Source organism: Methylorubrum populi (assembly GCA_036946625.1).
In the GTDB taxonomy this organism is placed as follows: Bacteria; Pseudomonadota; Alphaproteobacteria; order Rhizobiales; family Beijerinckiaceae; genus Methylobacterium; species Methylobacterium populi_C.
Map to the genome: position 1 here is coordinate 968,571 of JAQIIU010000002.1, position 15,980 is coordinate 984,550.

General features: G+C 69.9%; 17 protein-coding genes. 14 read left to right on the forward strand and 3 right to left on the reverse strand.

Annotation, left to right across the window (positions count from 1 at the left end):
* Position 1: 1 nt before the first annotated feature.
* The 10 genes from trbL to PGN25_06650 all read left to right on the forward strand — a co-directional run bounded on the left by trbL (position 2) and on the right by PGN25_06650 (position 7,830).
* Positions 2 to 1,336, forward strand: coding sequence for a P-type conjugative transfer protein TrbL (trbL, locus tag PGN25_06605; GenBank protein ID MEH3117271.1), 1,335 nt, complete (start codon positions 2 to 4; stop codon positions 1,334 to 1,336).
* A gap of 2 nt (positions 1,337 to 1,338) precedes the next feature.
* Positions 1,339 to 2,022 (forward strand): conjugal transfer protein TrbF, encoded by a 684-nt coding sequence (gene trbF / locus PGN25_06610; protein ID MEH3117272.1) that lies wholly within the window; start codon positions 1,339 to 1,341, stop codon positions 2,020 to 2,022.
* Positions 2,019 to 2,978, forward strand: a complete 960-nt coding sequence (gene trbG / locus PGN25_06615) for a P-type conjugative transfer protein TrbG (GenBank protein MEH3117273.1) — start codon at positions 2,019 to 2,021, stop codon at positions 2,976 to 2,978. The genes trbF and trbG overlap by 4 nt, the downstream gene beginning before the upstream one ends.
* Positions 2,975 to 4,228, forward strand: coding sequence for a TrbI/VirB10 family protein (locus tag PGN25_06620; GenBank protein ID MEH3117274.1), 1,254 nt, complete (start codon positions 2,975 to 2,977; stop codon positions 4,226 to 4,228). Before trbG ends, PGN25_06620 begins: the two co-directional genes overlap by 4 nt.
* Complete coding sequence (locus tag PGN25_06625) at positions 4,225 to 4,467, forward strand: DUF2274 domain-containing protein (protein MEH3117275.1); 243 nt, start codon at positions 4,225 to 4,227, stop codon at positions 4,465 to 4,467. The genes PGN25_06620 and PGN25_06625 overlap by 4 nt, the downstream gene beginning before the upstream one ends.
* 160 nt (positions 4,468 to 4,627) lie before the next feature.
* Positions 4,628 to 4,825 carry a hypothetical protein gene (locus PGN25_06630; GenBank protein MEH3117276.1) on the forward strand — a complete coding sequence of 66 codons (198 nt, stop codon included), beginning with the start codon at positions 4,628 to 4,630 and terminating at the stop codon, positions 4,823 to 4,825.
* A 140-nt stretch (positions 4,826 to 4,965) separates the two neighbouring features.
* A complete protein-coding gene (locus tag PGN25_06635) occupies positions 4,966 to 5,352 on the forward strand; it encodes a MarR family transcriptional regulator (protein ID MEH3117277.1) in 387 nt (128 codons plus the stop codon).
* A complete protein-coding gene (locus PGN25_06640) occupies positions 5,349 to 7,019 on the forward strand; it encodes a recombinase family protein (protein ID MEH3117278.1) in 1,671 nt (556 codons plus the stop codon). The genes PGN25_06635 and PGN25_06640 overlap by 4 nt, the downstream gene beginning before the upstream one ends.
* A gap of 190 nt (positions 7,020 to 7,209) precedes the next feature.
* Positions 7,210 to 7,449 (forward strand): hypothetical protein, encoded by a 240-nt coding sequence (locus PGN25_06645; protein MEH3117279.1) that lies wholly within the window; start codon positions 7,210 to 7,212, stop codon positions 7,447 to 7,449.
* Positions 7,450 to 7,458: 9 nt separating this feature from the next.
* The gene (locus PGN25_06650; GenBank protein MEH3117280.1) at positions 7,459 to 7,830 is read left to right on the forward strand and encodes an MmcQ/YjbR family DNA-binding protein; all 372 of its coding nucleotides are present in this window, start codon (positions 7,459 to 7,461) and stop codon (positions 7,828 to 7,830) included.
* On the opposite strand, the gene PGN25_06655 is transcribed toward PGN25_06650, so the two are convergent.
* On the reverse strand, positions 7,820 to 9,442 hold the full coding sequence (locus PGN25_06655) for an ABC-F family ATP-binding cassette domain-containing protein (protein MEH3117281.1): 1,623 nt from the start codon (positions 9,440 to 9,442) through the stop codon (positions 7,820 to 7,822). The two genes, PGN25_06650 and PGN25_06655, sit on opposite strands and share 11 nt — an antisense overlap.
* A 291-nt stretch (positions 9,443 to 9,733) precedes the next feature.
* Positions 9,734 to 9,955 (reverse strand): hypothetical protein, encoded by a 222-nt coding sequence (locus PGN25_06660; GenBank protein ID MEH3117282.1) that lies wholly within the window; start codon positions 9,953 to 9,955, stop codon positions 9,734 to 9,736.
* Between the two features lie 578 nt (positions 9,956 to 10,533).
* Between PGN25_06660 and PGN25_06665 the strand changes: the two genes are divergently transcribed.
* On the forward strand, positions 10,534 to 10,794 hold the full coding sequence (locus PGN25_06665; protein MEH3117283.1) for a hypothetical protein: 261 nt from the start codon (positions 10,534 to 10,536) through the stop codon (positions 10,792 to 10,794).
* A 6-nt stretch (positions 10,795 to 10,800) separates the two neighbouring features.
* Here PGN25_06665 and PGN25_06670 read toward each other — a convergent pair whose 3' ends face one another.
* Positions 10,801 to 11,424 (reverse strand): DNA-3-methyladenine glycosylase 2 family protein, encoded by a 624-nt coding sequence (locus PGN25_06670; protein MEH3117284.1) that lies wholly within the window; start codon positions 11,422 to 11,424, stop codon positions 10,801 to 10,803.
* A 432-nt stretch (positions 11,425 to 11,856) separates the two neighbouring features.
* Between PGN25_06670 and PGN25_06675 the strand changes: the two genes are divergently transcribed.
* The 3 genes from PGN25_06675 to PGN25_06685 all read left to right on the forward strand — a co-directional run bounded on the left by PGN25_06675 (position 11,857) and on the right by PGN25_06685 (position 15,875).
* On the forward strand, positions 11,857 to 12,966 hold the full coding sequence (locus PGN25_06675; GenBank protein ID MEH3117285.1) for a helix-turn-helix domain-containing protein: 1,110 nt from the start codon (positions 11,857 to 11,859) through the stop codon (positions 12,964 to 12,966).
* A 664-nt stretch (positions 12,967 to 13,630) separates the two neighbouring features.
* Positions 13,631 to 14,899, forward strand: a complete 1,269-nt coding sequence (locus PGN25_06680; protein ID MEH3117286.1) for an arsenic transporter — start codon at positions 13,631 to 13,633, stop codon at positions 14,897 to 14,899.
* Positions 14,900 to 14,933: 34 nt separating this feature from the next.
* Entirely contained in the window at positions 14,934 to 15,875 is a 942-nt protein-coding gene (locus tag PGN25_06685; GenBank protein ID MEH3117287.1) for a DMT family transporter, read from the forward strand.
* Positions 15,876 to 15,980: the final 105 nt, after the last annotated feature.

Here is a 15,980-nt window from a genome sequence, read left to right on the forward strand (position 1 = left end):
GATGGGCGGCACCGGCGTCATCGACAGCTTCCTCGGCGTCTTCACCCGCTACATCGACAGCGGTTTCGGCCTGCTGTCGGGCGAGGTCGCCTTCATCGCGACCACGCTGATCGTCATCGACGTGACGCTGGCCGCGCTGTTCTGGTCGTGGGGCGCCGACGACGACATCATCGCGCGGCTCATCAAGAAGACACTGTTCGTCGGCGTGTTCGCGTACATCATCGGCAACTGGAACAACCTAGCCCGGATCGTCTTCGACAGCTTCGCCGGCCTCGGGCTGAAGGCCTCGGGCACCGGCTTCTCCGCCGCCGACCTGATGCGTCCGGGCAAGGTCGCGCAGACCGGCCTCGACGCGGGGCGTCCGCTGCTCGACTCGATCTCCGGCCTGATGGGCTACTGGTCGTTCTTCGAGAACTTCATCCAGATCGCCTGCCTGCTCTTCGCCTGGGCGCTGATCCTGCTCGCTTTCTTCATCCTCGCCGTCCAGCTCTTCGTCACGCTGATCGAGTTCAAGCTGACGACGCTCGCCGGCTTCGTGCTCATCCCCTTCGGCCTGTTCGGCAAGACCGCCTTCATGGCCGAGCGCGTGCTCGGCAACGTCATCTCGTCCGGCATCAAGGTGCTGGTGCTCGCCGTCATCGTCGGGATCGGCTCGACCTTGTTCTCGCAGTTCACCGCCGGCTTCGGCGGCCGGACGCCGACGATCGACGACGCGATGGCGATCGTGCTCGCCGCGCTGTCGCTGCTCGGCCTCGGCATCTTCGGTCCCGGCATCGCCAACGGCCTCGTCTCCGGCGGCCCCCAGCTCGGCGCGGGCGCAGCGATCGGGACAGGCTTGGCAGCCGGCGGCATGGTCGCCGCCGGCGGTGCCGCCATTGGCGCCGTCGCCTCGGGCGGTGCTGCGCTGGCAGGCGGAGCCGCTGCCGCCGCGCGCGGTGGAGCCGCGCTCGCCGGTGGCGCGTCCACCGCCTATCAGGCCGGTGCCGCCGGACAGTCCGGCATCACCGGCGTCGCCTCCGGTCTCGGCAACATCGCCAGCGCGGGCGGAAAGGCGGCGGTCTCGCCGCTGAAGCGGGGCGCCGGTCGTGCGGCCGAAAGCCTCCGCTCCAGCTTCCAAGCCGGCAGTCGCGCCGTCAGCGGCGATGCCGCGCCGGATGGTGACGGCCCGGCTCCCGCAGCAGCGTCCGCCCCCGGCGGGCCGCCCGCATGGGCCAAGCGCATGAAGCGCTCTCAGCAGCTCACCCACGGCGTCCAGGCCGCAGCGCACGCCGTGCGATCCGGCGACGCGCATGGCGGCGGCTCTTCCATCTCCCTCGACCAAGGCGACCGCCCATGAGCATCTTCAAACGACCCGCCGCGCATTACGGCAAGACTCCGCAACCCGAGACCCCGTACCAGCGCGCGAGCCAAGTCTGGGACGACCGCATCGGCTCCGCCCGCGTGCAGGCGAGGAACTGGCGGCTGATGGCGTTCGGCTCGCTGGCACTCTCCGCCGGGCTGTCGGCTGCGCTGGTTTGGCAGTCGGCGAGCGGCTCGATCGTGCCGTGGGTGGTGCAGGTCGACCGGCTGGGACAGGCACAGGCGGTGGAGCCGGCGACCGCCGGCTATCGCCCGACCGATCCGCAGATCGCGTTCCACCTCGCGCGTTTCGTCGAGGAGGTCCGCAGCATCCCGGCCGACGCGATCGTCGTGCGGCAGAACTGGCTGCGCGCCTACGACTTCACCACCGCACAGGGCGCGCAGGCGCTCAACGACTATGCCCGCGCCAACGACCCGTTCGCCAAGGTCGGCAAGCAGCAGGTCGCCATCGACGTGTCGTCGGTCATCCGCGCCTCGCCCGACAGCTTCCGCGTCGCGTGGATCGAGCGGCGTTATCAAGACGGCAGCTTGGCCGAGACATCGCGCTGGACCGCGATCCTCACCGTCGTCGTCCAGCCGCCGCGCGACGCCGAGGCGCTGCGCAAGAACCCGCTCGGCATCTACGTCAACGCCATCAACTGGTCGAAGGAGCTGGGGCAATGAGCGCGCCTCTCCGCACGATCGCTGCTCCTGCCGTGCTGCTCGCCGCGACCATGCTCGCCGGTTGCGCCACGACGCAGAAGCCGCCCGAGATCACCTACGATGCCGAGGTGCCGCCGCTGCCGCCCGTTCCGGTGGTCGCCGCACCATCGCGGCCCAGACCGCTGCACGTCCCCCCGCCGTGGACGCCGGCGCGGGGCGGTTCGCCTGCCGGCACCTCGACCGCCCGCGTCGAGAACGCCAACGCCGCCGCCCGCATCCAGCCCCGCCGCGAAGGCTATTACAACGCCATCCAGGTCTATCCGTGGTCGGAAGGCGCGCTCTACCAGGTCTATGCCGCGGTCGGACAGATCACCGACATCGCGCTCGAACCCGGCGAGAGCCTCACCGGCGCCGGCCCGATCGCGGCCGGCGACACCGCGCGCTGGATCATCGGCGACACCGAGAGCGGATCGGGCGACACCCGCCGCGTCCACGTCCTCGTCAAGCCGACGCGGGCCGATCTAGCCACCAACCTCGTCATCACCACCGACCGCCGGCTTTACCTGATCGAGCTGCACGCGGGCGAGCGGCCCTACATGCCCTCCGTCGCGTGGAGCTATCCGGCCCCGCCGCCGTCGCAGCAGCCGGTGTCATCGGCGACGCCGGTCATCCCGGCAGCCGTCGAGCGAACCTATCGCTACGCCCTGACCGGCGACGCGCCGCCGTGGCGGCCCATGTCGGTCTACGACGACGGGCGCCGCGTCTACGTCGAGTTCCCGCGCGGTATCGTTCAGGGCGAGATGCCGCCGATCTTCGTCGTCGGCCGCGATGGCGAGCCGGAGATCGTCAACAGCCGCGTCCACGGCAACATCCTGATCGTCGACCGCCTGTTCGGCGCGGCTGAGCTGCGACTCGGCAAGGGCGACCGCCAGCAGACCGTCCGCATCCTCCGTACCGATGGAAGGCCTTCGTCATGAGCGGCATCGATCCCCAGCAGAACGCACCGAGCCAGCCGGACGCCGACGACGACGCCCGACAGCTGACCGGCGAGCCGGTCGCGCCGATGCGGCTGCGACCCGAGCCGCCGCGCGTCACCCGCCTGTCGCGCAAGGCGCTGGCGGTGCTCGGCAGCGTCGCCGGTGTCGGTCTCGGCGGTGCGCTGATCTACGCGCTCCAGGTTCAGCAGGGCGGCAAACCGGCTGAGGAGGTCTACGCCACCGATGGCCGCTCGACCCCGGACGGCCTCAACGCGCTGCCGAAGGACTACACCGGCCCGGTGCTCGGCCCGCCGCTCCCCGGCGATCTCGGCCGCCCCATCCTCGACGCGCAGAACCGCGGCCAGCCGGTTCCCACACCGGGCATAGACGCGCCTGCTGGACCCGCCGCGCCCGATCCCGAGGCCGAGCGCCGTCGCCAGGAACTGGAACGGCGTCGGCAGGAACTGGAGGCGGCACGCACCAGCCGTGTGTTCTTCCAGTCCGGTGCGGCCACTGGGACGACGAGCGACAGCGGACCGGGCGACGGGATGCCGAACCTCGCTGGCATGGGACCACCCGGCCAGACCGGCACGCCCTCGGCTCAGGACCGGCAGCTCGCCTTCCTCAACCAGCCAGTCGATCGGCGCACCGTCGCCCCCGATCGCGTCTCGCCGCCCCCATCGCCCTATGTCGTCCAGACCGGGGCGATGATCCCCGCCGCGCTCATCACCGGTATCCGCTCGGACCTGCCCGGCCAGATCGTCGCGCAGGTGACCGAGAACGTCTACGACAGCCCGACCGGACGCCTGCTGCTGATCCCGCAGGGTACGCGGCTGATCGGCCAGTACGACAGCGGTGTCGGTTTCGGCCAGCGGCGCGTTCTGCTCGCCTGGACCCGCCTTATCTTCCCCAACGGCCGCTCGATCGTGCTGGAGCGCCAGCCCGGTGCCGACGCGCAAGGCTATGCCGGGCTGGAGGACGGCGTCGACCATCACTGGTGGGATCTGGCCAAAGCCGCCGGCCTTTCGACGCTGCTGTCGGTCGGCGCACAGGCCGGCAGCTCCGGCGAGCAGGGCGATCTCGTCCGGGCGCTGCGTCAAGGCGCGTCGGACGGCATCTCACAGACCGGCCGGCAGGTGGTCGGCCGCCAGCTCGACATTGCGCCGACGCTGACCATCCGGCCGGGCTTTCCGGTCCGCGTGATCGTCGGGCGGGATTTGATCCTCGAACCCTATGGAGCCGCCCCATGACCAAGCTGAAGCTCGGCCCGATCGCCGACGACAAGCCCGTGAAGGTCACGCTGGAACTGCCGGCGGACCTGCACCGCGACCTGACCGCCTATGCCGACGTGCTCGCACGCGATACCGGCCAGCCGGCGGCCGAGCCCACGCGGCTGATCGCACCGATGCTGGAGCGGTTCATGGCGACCGATCGCGCGTTTGCGAAGGCGCGGCGGGCCGGTGGCACGTCCGGCGCTGCAATCGGCTGACGCGATCGAGGTATCGCACGATGCCCACTTCACCGCGAGGAACGAGGCGGCAGGATCGCGGGGGGGGGGACCGCGCCGCGACGAACCACAGGATACTTCATCAACCTCCGTGCCCGACCGTTACCCTCGCTCCACCCGCCGCGCAGGCGATGCCGCCGGCATCCTGCCCGACGATCTCTACGACTATTACACCGTCGAACCTGACCCGCGGGCGGGTTCGCCTCGCGCAGCCGGGAAAAAGTGGCTGGTCACCGACGATTGGCCCGAGCGCGTGCCGGTCACCGAGGCCGAGATCGAGGTGTTCGAGCGCTGGTTCGCCGACCTGTTCGACGAGCTGTTCGGACCGACCGGCCGATAACGGCGTGCGACGAGCGCCGGTTGCTCCCATCGTTTCCCTGGATGATGTTGTCTATTGGTGATAATGATCGTGGACAGCATCCGGCCTGCCTGACGTTCGCGCCCGGCCCGGCGGCTGCCAGGACAGGAGACATGCGCGCCGTGACAACGCTGACGATCGGCATCGCCGACACCGACGAAATGAAGGTCCGCGCCAGGCGCATCATGCGAGGCGAGGAGCAGCCGGCTCCCGGCGAACCGGCGGTCTGGTTCGGCTCGACCGAGTCCTTCGCCCGCATCCTCTCCGCCGCCAACCGCGACATGCTCCGCCTCATCGCCGAGCGCGAGCCGGACTCGCTCGATGCGCTGGTCGCACTGACCGGCCGTGCCAAGCCCAACCTCTCTCGCACGCTGAAAGCCATGATCGCCCACGGCATCGTCCGCATGGAGCGCAGCGGGCGCAAGCTCGCGCCCAAGGTCATCCCCGACCGGGTCGTGCTGGCGCTGGAACTGATCCCGACATCCGACAAGCAAGGAGAACGGCCGTGAACGCCGAGACGCCCGTCATCGCCCAGCGCGCCGCGCTGTACCTGCGCGTCTCTACCGTGCGGCAGGCCGAGCACGATGTCTCGATCCCCGACCAGAAGCGGCAGGGGGAGGCGTATTGCACCTCGCGCGGCTACCGGCTGGTCGACACCTTCGTCGAGGCCGGCGCCTCCGCCACCAACGACCGCCGGCCCGAGTTCCAACGAATGATCGAGGCCGGCACCTCGAAGCCCGCGCCGTTCGACGTGGTCGTGGTCCACTCGTTCAGCCGCTTCTTCCGCGATCACTTCGAACTGGAGTTCTATGTCAGGAAGCTGGCGAAGAACGGCGTCCGCCTCGTCTCGATCACGCAGGAGATGGGTGACGACCCGATGCACGTCATGATGCGGCAGATCATGGCGCTGTTCGATGAATACCAGTCGAAGGAGAACGCCAAGCACGTCCTGCGCGCGCTGAAGGAGAATGCCCGACAGGGCTTCTGGAACGGCTCGCTGCCGCCGATCGGCTACCGCACGGTCGCGGCCGAGCAGCGCGGCGCCAAAACCAAGAAGAAGCTGGAGATCGACCCGCTCCACGCCGACACGATCCGCCTGATCTACCGGCTCGCGCTCGGTGCCGAGGCCGATCACAGCCAGATGGGCGTGAAGGCGATCGTCAAGCACCTCAACGCCCGCGGCATCTTCACCCGCGACGGCGGTCGCTGGGGCATCGGCCAGGTCCACCGCATCCTGACGCGGCGCACCTATATCGGCGAGCACGAGTTCAACCGCCGCTCCAAGACCAAGGAGAAGAAGCCCGACGCCGAAGTCGTGACGGTGGCGATTCCGCCGCTGATCGAGCGCGCCACCTTCGACGCGGTGCAGGCGCTGATGAAGGCGCGCAACCAGAAGACCGCGCTGCCGCACCGCGTCGTCATCGGCCCGACGCTGCTCACCGGCATCTGCTTCTGCGGCAATTGCGGGGGTGCCATGACCATCCGCACCGGCAAGGGCGGGCGCTACCGCTACTACGCTTGCTCTATCAAGGCGCGGCAGGGCGAGACCGGCTGCAAGGGCCGCGCGATCCCGATGGAAAAGCTCGACGGCCTCGTCGCCCGCCACATCGAGGACCGCCTGCTCGACCCCGATCGGCTGGAGGAGCTGCTGGAGACCATCCTCGGCCGTCGCGAGGAACAGTCCGAGCGCCGCCGCGTCCATATCGCCGAGCTGAACCGCCGCGCTGCCGAGTCTGAGCTGCGCCTCAAGCGCCTCTACGATGCGATCGAGGCGGGCGTCGCCGACCTCGACGACCCGGCGCTGAAGGAGCGCATCGCCGGCCTCAAGGTCATCCGCGACCAGTCGCACGTCGACGTCGACCGGGCGCAGGCGATGCTGGAGAGCACCGGCGAGCGGGCGATCACCCCGGAGATGGTCGGGCGGCTGTCAGAGGCAGCGCGCGAGCGGCTGCGGATCGACGGGGGCGGCTATCGGCGGGATCACTTGCGTGCGCTCGCCCAGCGCGTCGAGGTCGGCGACGACGAGGTTCGCATCATGGGATCGAAGAGCGACCTGCTCAGGACGCTGGTCGCGGCGCAAGGAGGGAAATCGGCGGCTATCGGCGTGCCCGGTCGGGTACTGAAGTGGCGGAGCACGAGGGATTCGAACTACGCCTACGAGAGGGCTATAGCGTAGACGTAATTCTCATTATCGTCCGGCGCGGCGCGCCACCCTTCTGCACGCGTCGGCCGAGGGGATCTTCTCTCCGCTTCATCGTCTCGAAAAGCGTTCGACACGCAGCGTCATCCGTTGCCGTCGCAATGATCCGTTCCGTCGTGCGCGCGTTGACCGGATCTGTGCAGCGTGAGACGAGAGGAAGCGGTTCATGACGAAGCTGTTCATCGCGCGGGTGCGCGGCGCGGGCGGCGAGCGTCCGCTGGTGACTGTGCGGGCCGCGGCCGAGGGCGAGGCGCGGCTGTTCGTCGAGGCGGCCTACCCGGAGGACGCGGTGATCGAGATCGCCGAGCCCGGCGAGTGGGTGAGCGACAGCGATACCGGCACGAAGAACGGCGACGTGCGCGAGCATCCCGGCACCGCATGGCAGCCGCCGACGAGCCGGGCGTGAGCCGCCACGATGGCCTGCCTGCCTGAGGACGTGCGCGCCCTGGCGCTCATGCTGCCCGAGGCGGTCGAGGGCGCCCACCGGGGACACCCCGACTTCCGGGTCGGCGGGCGGGTCTTCGCCACACTCTGGGTTGACGAGGAGCGCGTCGTCGTCAGGCTGACGCCGGAGGCGCGGGCGCATTGGATGGAGACCGCGCCGGACGCGTTCGAGCCCGTGCCGGGTGCCTGGGGCACCCGCGGCTGGACCAGCCTCGATCTCCATGCGGCGGAGGACGGCATCCTGCGTCACACCCTGCTGACGGCGTGGCGTACGGTCGCGCCGCCGGGTCTGGCGGCCCGCTACGAAGGCCTCGCCACCGATCCCTCGCCGCTCAGTTCCTGAGGCCCGGCGCCTCCTGACCGGTGCTCGCGACGTATTCGGTGTAGCCGCCGCCGTACTGGCGGATGCCTTCCCCCGTCACTTCGAGCACCCGGTTCGACAGGGCCGCCAGGAAGTGCCGGTCGTGGCTCACGAACAGCATCGTCCCCTCGAACCCGGCGAGCGCATCGATCAGCATCGCCTTGGTGGCGATGTCGAGGTGGTTGGTCGGCTCGTCGAGAACGAGGAAGTTCGGCGGGTCGTACAGCATCTTGGCCATCACCAGCCGGGCCTTCTCGCCGCCCGAGAGCACCCGGCAGGGCTTCTCCACGTCGTCGCCCGAGAAGCCGAAGCAGCCGGCGAGCGCCCGGAGCGAGCCCTGCCCGGCCTGCGGGAAGCTGCTCTCCAGATCCTCGAACACCGTGAGGTCGCCGTCGAGCAGGTCCATGGCGTGCTGGGCGAAGTAGCCGAGCTTGACGCTGCCGCCGACCGTCACCGTGCCGGAATCGGGTTGCGCCGTGCCGGTGACGAGCTTGAGCAGCGTCGACTTGCCGGCGCCGTTGACGCCCATCACGCACCAGCGCTCCTTGCGCCGGATCGAGAAGTCGAGCCCCTCGTAGATGGTACGGCTGCCGTAGCGCTTGTGCACGCCCTTCAGCATCGCGACGTCGTCGCCGGAGCGCGGGGCGGGCTGGAACTCGAAGGCGACGGTCTGGCGCCGCCGCGGCGGCTCGACCCGCTCGATCTTGTCGAGCTTCTTCACCCGGCTCTGCACCTGGGCGGCGTGGCTCGCCCGCGCCTTGAAGCGCTCGATGAACTTGATCTCCTTGGCCAGCATCGCCTGCTGGCGCTCGAACTGCGCCTGCTGCTGGGCCTCGTTCAGCGCCCGCTGCTGCTCGTAGAAGGCGTAATCGCCCGAGAAGGTGGTGAGCGTGCCTCCATCGATCTCGATCACCTTCGAGACGATGCGGTTCATGAACTCGCGGTCGTGCGAGGTCATCAGCAGCGCGCCGTCGTAGCCCTTCAGGAAGGATTCGAGCCAGATCAGGCTTTCGAGGTCGAGGTGGTTGCTCGGCTCGTCGAGCAGCATCAGGTCGGGCCGCATCAGCAGGATGCGGGCGAGCGCCACGCGCATCTTCCAGCCGCCCGAGAGGCGGCCGACATCGCCGTCCATCATCTCCTGGGAGAAGCCGAGACCCGCCAGCACCTCGTAGGCGCGGCCCTCCAAGGCGTAGCCGTCGAGTTCCTCGAAGCGTGCCTGCACCTCGCCGTAGCGCTCGACCAACGCGTCCATCTCGTCGGCCCGGTCCGGGTCGGCGAGCGCCGCTTCCAGTTCCTTCAACGCGGCGGCGACGGCGCTGACCGGGCCGGCCCCGTCCATCACCTCGGCGACGACGGAGCGGCCGGCCATCTCGCCGACATCCTGGCTGAAATAGCCGATGGTGATGCCGCGCTCGGCCGAGACCTGCCCCTCGTCGGGCTGCTCCTGGCCGGTCATCATCCGGAACAACGTGGTCTTGCCGGCGCCGTTCGGGCCGACGAGGCCGGCCTTCTCGCCCTTCTGCAGGGCGGCCGAGGCCTCGATGAAGACGATCTGTCGACCGTTCTGCTTGCCGATCTTGTCGAGGCGAATCATGCGTCCGCGAGGCCTGGGCGAGGGTCGGATGGGAAAACCCCGAAGGGCTCGGCGCCGGACTTAAGCCAAGGACGTCGCGAGCGAAAGCAGAGCCGCCCCGCCGCGCCCGCCGGGCGTGCGAAGGGCCGGACGCCATGAAAAAACGAGGAGACGGGCCGCGGCCACGCCGATGCTGGCCGCGGCCTCCGAGCAGTCGCGGCAATCCGAGCACCTTCGGACGGAGGGGGTGCGCTTCCTCGTTCGGGCGAAGCCGGATGGCCTCTTGCCTGGAATCGGCAGCGCGCCGTCCGCCTATCCGGGCACCTTCTTGTGGGTCACGGCGGTGGCGACCTCGTCGGGACGTGCCTCGTCCGTGCCGGCCACGGCGCCGGAGAGTGCGGCGGCGTGCATCGCCAGCACGGGCACGAAGACGAGCGCCATCATCAGCGCCACCACGAGCACGACGCTGCCGTTGCGACCGGACTTCGCCGCGCGGGAGCGGGCACGCCGGGAAATGACGTTGGAGTCAGACATGGCTCACCTCTTGTCGGACCAGCCGCCAAAGGCCGGTCGCGAGTGAGCCGGATCGGACGATCAGGCGCGGATCACGCGGGCGGCCAGAGACGGCGTGGTCGATCGACTACTGTCGTCGGGCATGGGGGTCGGTGGTTCCTGTGGAGCCGCACATCGGTCGCACGGCGACGATGATGCAGACAACGCGCGCATGCCGGACTTGTTCGATCCCGTCAAGTCCGGTTCGCTTTCGCGCCAGGGCTGCGAACTCAGGTTGACGCGATGCGCTTCCCGGATGCGGCGTCTTTGCCACAGCATCGGACGCTCGTCATTCCGGGGCGCCGACAAGCGAACCCGAACCCGAGGGGCGCGCGCCGGAGGCGTGCCATCCACGACCGGCCGCGACGCCGGGCTTCGGCGACGCATCGCGGGTGGATTTCCGGGTTCCGCCGCGCGGCCCCGGAATGACGGCGGCGGTAAGGCACCGGAGAGGGGCTGTCGGAGCGTGAATCCGCGTTCGCAGCCCTGCTCTCGCGCGATGGGGGCGGCAGCGGACATGAGAGGCGAAACGCGAAGGCTGCGGCCCGCGTTGTCGGCCCATGTCGACGAGCACGATCACTTGGACCCGAGGCGGCCTCTCCGAGGTGCCGCTGCAGCGATTCTCCGGACGTGTCGGTGCGATCGAGGTCGGCATCGTCGAGTACGACGGGTCGAACCGTCTCTGGACATGGTGGAGCCCGCTCGCCGAGGACATCTGGGGCCACGCCCAGGACGCGGATGCCGCCAAGCAGGCCTGTGAAGTCTGGCTGCGCGGCTGGCTGGAAAACTTCCGGCCCTTCTTCGAGGCGGCCCCTCGCTGACGAGCCTCAGGCTGCCGCGGTGGCGGCGGCCGATGTGTCGCGGCTGCGCCACATGTAGCGGGCGAGGATCGAACGGTAGGGCGCGAAGCGCGCCGCGACCGTGATGGTATCCTCGATGTCCGTCAGCCGGCGCAGGACGCCGACGGCGGCGACATCGCCCGCGGGCCAGATGTCCGGGTCGAGGAAGTGGAAGATGCCGGCCATGTCCGCGGTCCAGGGGCCGACCCCGCGGATGCGGCACAGGACGGCGGAGCGTTCCGCGTGCGGCATCCGCGCCAGTTCCGGCCCGAGCAGGCCGGACGCTTCCGCGTCACGGATGGCGTGCAGCGCCCTGACCTTGTTCGCCGAGACACCGCAGCCGCGCAGCACCGCCTCGTGACCGGGCACGAACAGGTCGCGCGGCGCCACGACCCGAGCTGCGGCCGCAGCCTCGATCCGGCTCCAGATCGAGAAGGCGGCTTTGGTCGAGAGCTGCTGGTTGACGACTTCGACGAAGAGGCGCTCGGCGACGCTGGCATGGAGCGGCGGCGCGATCTCGATGAAGCCGACCGCGGCGATCGCGGCGTGAAGCGGCTTCGAGATCGTGGCGGCTGTCCGCAGCAGCCGGTCGTGGATGTCGGTGTCGAGCATGCTGTCGTTCCGTCAGAATCAGGTGACCGTCGGCGAAAGTGTGGCGCAAGACGGCATAGTTCGGCGTCGCCGCGCGCCTGTCACCCGGAATCGGCAGCGATGGTCGCCCCCGCATGTCTGCATGGCGCGCAGGGAGCCGGTGGCGGGGGGTCGAGACGCCTGGGCAAATCATTGTGCACCACTTTGGCCCACATCCGTCGCGCGATCGCCTAAATTCAACGCACGGCGATGCTTGGCGAGAGCACAGCAACGGCGATGCTCGACAAATCTAAGGGCTTCGTGTGATGAGTCAGGGCGTGTTCGCGACTGATGAGGCCGCCGGACCGACTGTCGGTTCATGGACAAAGGCAGGCCGGCCTCGTCGGCTGTGCCTCGGTCCCGCGATCCGTCGATATCGCTCTGTCGTCTTCCCGGAAGCAGGCCGATGACGGAATGGCGCCCGCAGTGAGCAACCCCGGAGTGAGAAACCCGGGCATGTCCAGGCATGGTCCGGGTGTTGCCGTCGATCAGTGCGCCTGCGAGCCGGCCCCAACGCTTCCCGTGCTGCGCTACAGCACGGCGGGCGAACCGCCCGAGCAGGCCGTCGAGACGTGGCGCCGGCTGATGAAGCTGATGTACAGCATCGACCCGGCCGAACGGAACGCCAACGGCCAAGCCCCGGGCGGCGGTATCGCCGTCTATCGGGTGGGCTCGCTGCTGGCGAACCGAACCGTCTGGCACGCGCAGTACGTCGCGCGGGACCGCCGCCTCGCCGATGCGACGCCCGACCACATCGCGTTCCAGCTCTGCCGCAGCGGCAGCTACCACGGGAACATCTCCGGCCGCACCGCCTCGCTCCTGCCCGGCACCGTCGCGGTGGCCAATCGGCGCCGGATGCTGGCCGGCAATCTCGCGGCCGACACGATGGGGCTGATCGTGCCGCGCCATCTCTTCGCCGGCGTCGATACCGACGCACTGGCCGTGCGCTTCGACGCCGCCCGCAACCGCCTCCTCGGAGCCCGCGTCGATCTTCTCTACCGGAGCCTGCCGCGCACGCGCTCCGAAGCGGTGCCGGCCCTCGAGACCGAATTGATCGGCTTCCTGCGCCGCCTGCTCGACCCGTCGCAGGCGAGCGACGTGCTGGAGGGGCCGGAACTCGATGTCGGGCAGTTTGCTCTCGCCGAACGCTTCGTCCTCAGCCGGCTCGGCGATCCGCATCTCGCGCCCGAACACATCGCGGCCGCACTCAAGATCTCCCGGGCGACCCTCTACCGGTTGTTCGCTCCGGTGGGTGGGGTCAGCGCCTACGTGCAGGACCAGCGCTTTCTCGCCTTTCGCGACGCACTGGCTGATCCGTTGGAGGCGCGAAGCCTGACGCGCCTGGCCGAGGTGCACGGCATCCGAAGCGCGGCCCATCTCAGCCGTAGCTTCCGCGCTCGCTTCGGCGCCTCGCCACGCGCTTGGCGTGAACGGCAGCGCACCGCGGCTCTGGCGGAACAGGGGGATGTGCTCGGCCCTGCACGCGCTTGGTGGAGCGGCTTCAGACCGCCGGGCCCGCGTTAGAGCCGCTCCCGAAGGACGTTTCCCTAGTAGGGTCGGCCTGGGCTCGAGGCCCCCGATCCGCCCGCCTTGACCGCCGCCGTCGAGGACGGCCGGCGACGGCGACGTCCGGGTCACCGGCCGCGAACCGCGCCATCTGGAAGCCGCGGACAAGGCGGCGGATGGCGGCGAGCGGCTGCTCCATGGCGATTTCGACGGCCGTATCCGCGAGCGACCGCTCCTCTGAACCCGCCCTCGCGCCCTCGGCGGCCGAACCGGGCCTGTTCCAGGCTGACGGAGGGGCGCGAGGGCGGGATAGTGAAGTCGATCCCTTGCGGCGCCAAGTCTTCCCGTCACGCCCGCCTGCAACCCGGACGACGTCGCGGCAGCGCCGTCCATCGGTCCGAAACGATCGCGGCTTCGTGATGAATTAGATCGGAACGTGATGATCGCAGACAACTTAAGCGGCGGCTGCCCACGAGGGGGCCGCGTCTTGCCGGGCCGCGACGGCATGCTGCGCCCGATCGCGAAGGGGATCGGCAGCGATGCGGGCGCCGTCGGGGCTGTGCCGGAGAAGGGTCTGCTCGAAACCCGGCTCAGCCCGAACCGGAACGGCCGGCAATGGCGAGCCGCGCCGCGCACCCGAACTCGTAACCCTCCCGGAGCCAGAGAAGGAAACTCGACGCCGATGGGCGCGTTCACCCTGACCCCGAACGTCGCGACCTGGAGCATCGCCGCGCTGGCGACCCTCGGCGTGATCCTGCGCCCCTTCGCCTGGCCCGAGGCGATCTGGGCGGCCCTGGGCGCCGTGCTCCTGGTCGTGCTCGGCCTGATGCCCTGGCCGGTCGCGCTGGAGGGCGCGGCCAAGGGGACCGATGTCTACCTGTTCCTCGTCGGCATGATGCTGCTCTCCGAGGTCGCCCGGAAGGAGGGTCTGTTCGACTGGCTCGCCGCCCACGCGGTGCGGGCCGCGCGGGGCTCGGCGACGCGGCTGTTTCTTCTCGTCTACCTCGTCGGCACGGTGGTGACGGTGTTCCTCTCGAACGACGCCTGCGCGGTCGTGCTGACGCCGGCCGTCTTCGCCGCCACGAGGGCCGCCGGGGTGAAGCGGCCGCTGCCCTACCTGTTCGTCTGCGCCTTCATCGCCAACGCGGCGAGCTTCGTCCTGCCGATCTCGAACCCGGCCAATCTCGTCGTCTTCGCCGAGCACATGCCGCCGCTGGGCCGATGGCTCGCGACCTTCACCCTGCCCTCCGTGCTCGCCATCGTCGCGACCTACGTCGCCCTGCGCCTGACCCAGAACGGCCGGCTGAAGGGCGAGACGGTCGCGACCGATGTCGAGACGCCCGGCCTCGGGTTCGGCGGCACGGTCGCCGGCCTCGGCATCGTCGCCACCGGCGCGGCCCTGATCGGCGCCTCGGCCGCCGGGATCGAACTCGGCCTGCCGACCTTCCTCGCCGGCCTCGCCACCACGCTCGTCGTGCTCCTGATCAACCGGGGCGGCCTCGTGGAGGTCGTCAGGGACGTGTCCTGGGGCGTGCTGCCGCTGGTCGCCGGGCTGTTCGTCCTGGTCGAGGCCCTGGAGAAGACCGGCGTGCTGGGGATGCTCGCCGACCTGCTGAAGCGCGCCGCGCAAGCCGATCCCGCCGCCACCGCCTGGGCCGGGGGCGCCCTCGTCGCGTTCGGTGCGAACCTCGTGAACAACCTGCCGGCGGGGCTGCTCGCCGGGGCGGCGGTGCAGGCCGCCCATGCCCAGGAGAAAGTCGCCGGCGCGATCCTGATCGGGGTCGATCTCGGGCCCAACCTCTCGGTCACGGGCTCGCTTGCCACGATCCTCTGGCTCACCGCGATCCGGCGCGAGGGCCAGGACGTGTCCGCCTGGAGCTTCCTCAAGCTCGGGCTGCTCGTGATGCCGCCGGCCCTCGTCCTGGCGCTCGGCGCCCTGATCCTCGTCTGATCCCCGACCTCGCCCGATCCGGAGACGCGCCCCCGTGACCGCCGCCCTGCTCTATCCCTTCATCATCGTGGCCGGCGCGCTCCAGGCGCTCGGCAATTCCATGAACGCGCAACTGCGCGGGCGCCTGGTCAACCCGTTCCTGGCGGCCGCCGTCTCGTTCCTGCCGATCGTCTTCGTCTTCGCGACGCTGTTCCTGGTGATGCCGACGCCCCTGCCGAGCCTCGACACGCTGGCGAAGATGCCCTGGTACGCGCCGCTCGGGGGCGTGGCCGGTGCGGTCGCGGTGTTCGGCGGCCTCGCCTTCGTCGACAAGGTCGGCGCCGGCCCGTTCAACGGCCTGACGCTGACCGCCAACATCCTGACCTCGCTGGCGATGGATTCCCTCGGCCTGTTCGGCCTGCCGGGCGGCGGCTTCAAGCCGATGCCCTGGCTCGGCGGCCTGCTGATGGCGGTCGGCGTGACCTTCATCGCCCGCGTCACGCCCGACAAGGGGGATGCGGGCGGCGAGACGAAGGATTCCGGCCACGGCCTCAACCCGCGCCTGCTCTACCCCTTCATCGTCGTCGCCGGCGCGCTCCAGGCGATCGGCGTGGTGTGGAACGCGCAGTTGCGCGGCGCCCTGGTCAATCCGTGGCTCGCGGCCCTGGTCTCGTTCCTGCCGGTGGTGTTCGTCTTCGTGCTGGTCTTCCTGCTGCGACCGAAGCCGCTGCCGCAGCGCACGGACATCGAAGGGGTGCGCTGGTGGATGCCGCTCGCAGGCCTCGCCGGTGCGGTGGCGGTGTTCGCGGGCCTGCTCCTCGTCGACAAGGTCGGCGCAGGCGCCTTCAACGGGCTCCTGATCACCGCCAACCTCCTGACCTCGGTGGCGCTGGACCATTTCGGCTGGGTCGGCATGAAGCAGGTGAGGGCCGGCGCATCGCGGTTGGGCGGAGCGGCCCTGATGGTGGCCGGGATCGTCCTGATCTCGCTGTTCTGACGGTAACAGGTCAAAGTGCATAACACGATCCAGGGCATCGTCCCGAAAGGGGGTCTCCGGCTTTCGGAAGAGGACGATGCAAAAGCAAGAACCGAGAGCATCGTC

Excerpts from the sequence above, each read along its gene's own strand:
- trbL (MEH3117271.1), top strand. The coding sequence starts at position 2 with ATGGGCGGCACCGGCGTCATCGACAGCTTCCTCGGCGTCTTCACCCGC.
- trbG (MEH3117273.1), top strand. The coding sequence starts at position 2,019 with ATGAGCGCGCCTCTCCGCACGATCGCTGCTCCTGCCGTGCTGCTCGCC.
- PGN25_06620 (MEH3117274.1), top strand. The coding sequence starts at position 2,975 with ATGAGCGGCATCGATCCCCAGCAGAACGCACCGAGCCAGCCGGACGCC.
- PGN25_06625 (MEH3117275.1), top strand. The coding sequence starts at position 4,225 with ATGACCAAGCTGAAGCTCGGCCCGATCGCCGACGACAAGCCCGTGAAG.
- PGN25_06645 (MEH3117279.1), top strand. The coding sequence starts at position 7,210 with ATGACGAAGCTGTTCATCGCGCGGGTGCGCGGCGCGGGCGGCGAGCGT.
- PGN25_06650 (MEH3117280.1), top strand. The coding sequence starts at position 7,459 with ATGGCCTGCCTGCCTGAGGACGTGCGCGCCCTGGCGCTCATGCTGCCC.
- PGN25_06655 (MEH3117281.1), bottom strand. The coding sequence starts at position 9,442 with ATGATTCGCCTCGACAAGATCGGCAAGCAGAACGGTCGACAGATCGTC.
- PGN25_06660 (MEH3117282.1), bottom strand. The coding sequence starts at position 9,955 with ATGTCTGACTCCAACGTCATTTCCCGGCGTGCCCGCTCCCGCGCGGCG.
- PGN25_06665 (MEH3117283.1), top strand. The coding sequence starts at position 10,534 with ATGTCGACGAGCACGATCACTTGGACCCGAGGCGGCCTCTCCGAGGTG.
- PGN25_06670 (MEH3117284.1), bottom strand. The coding sequence starts at position 11,424 with ATGCTCGACACCGACATCCACGACCGGCTGCTGCGGACAGCCGCCACG.
- PGN25_06675 (MEH3117285.1), top strand. The coding sequence starts at position 11,857 with ATGGCGCCCGCAGTGAGCAACCCCGGAGTGAGAAACCCGGGCATGTCC.
- PGN25_06680 (MEH3117286.1), top strand. The coding sequence starts at position 13,631 with ATGGGCGCGTTCACCCTGACCCCGAACGTCGCGACCTGGAGCATCGCC.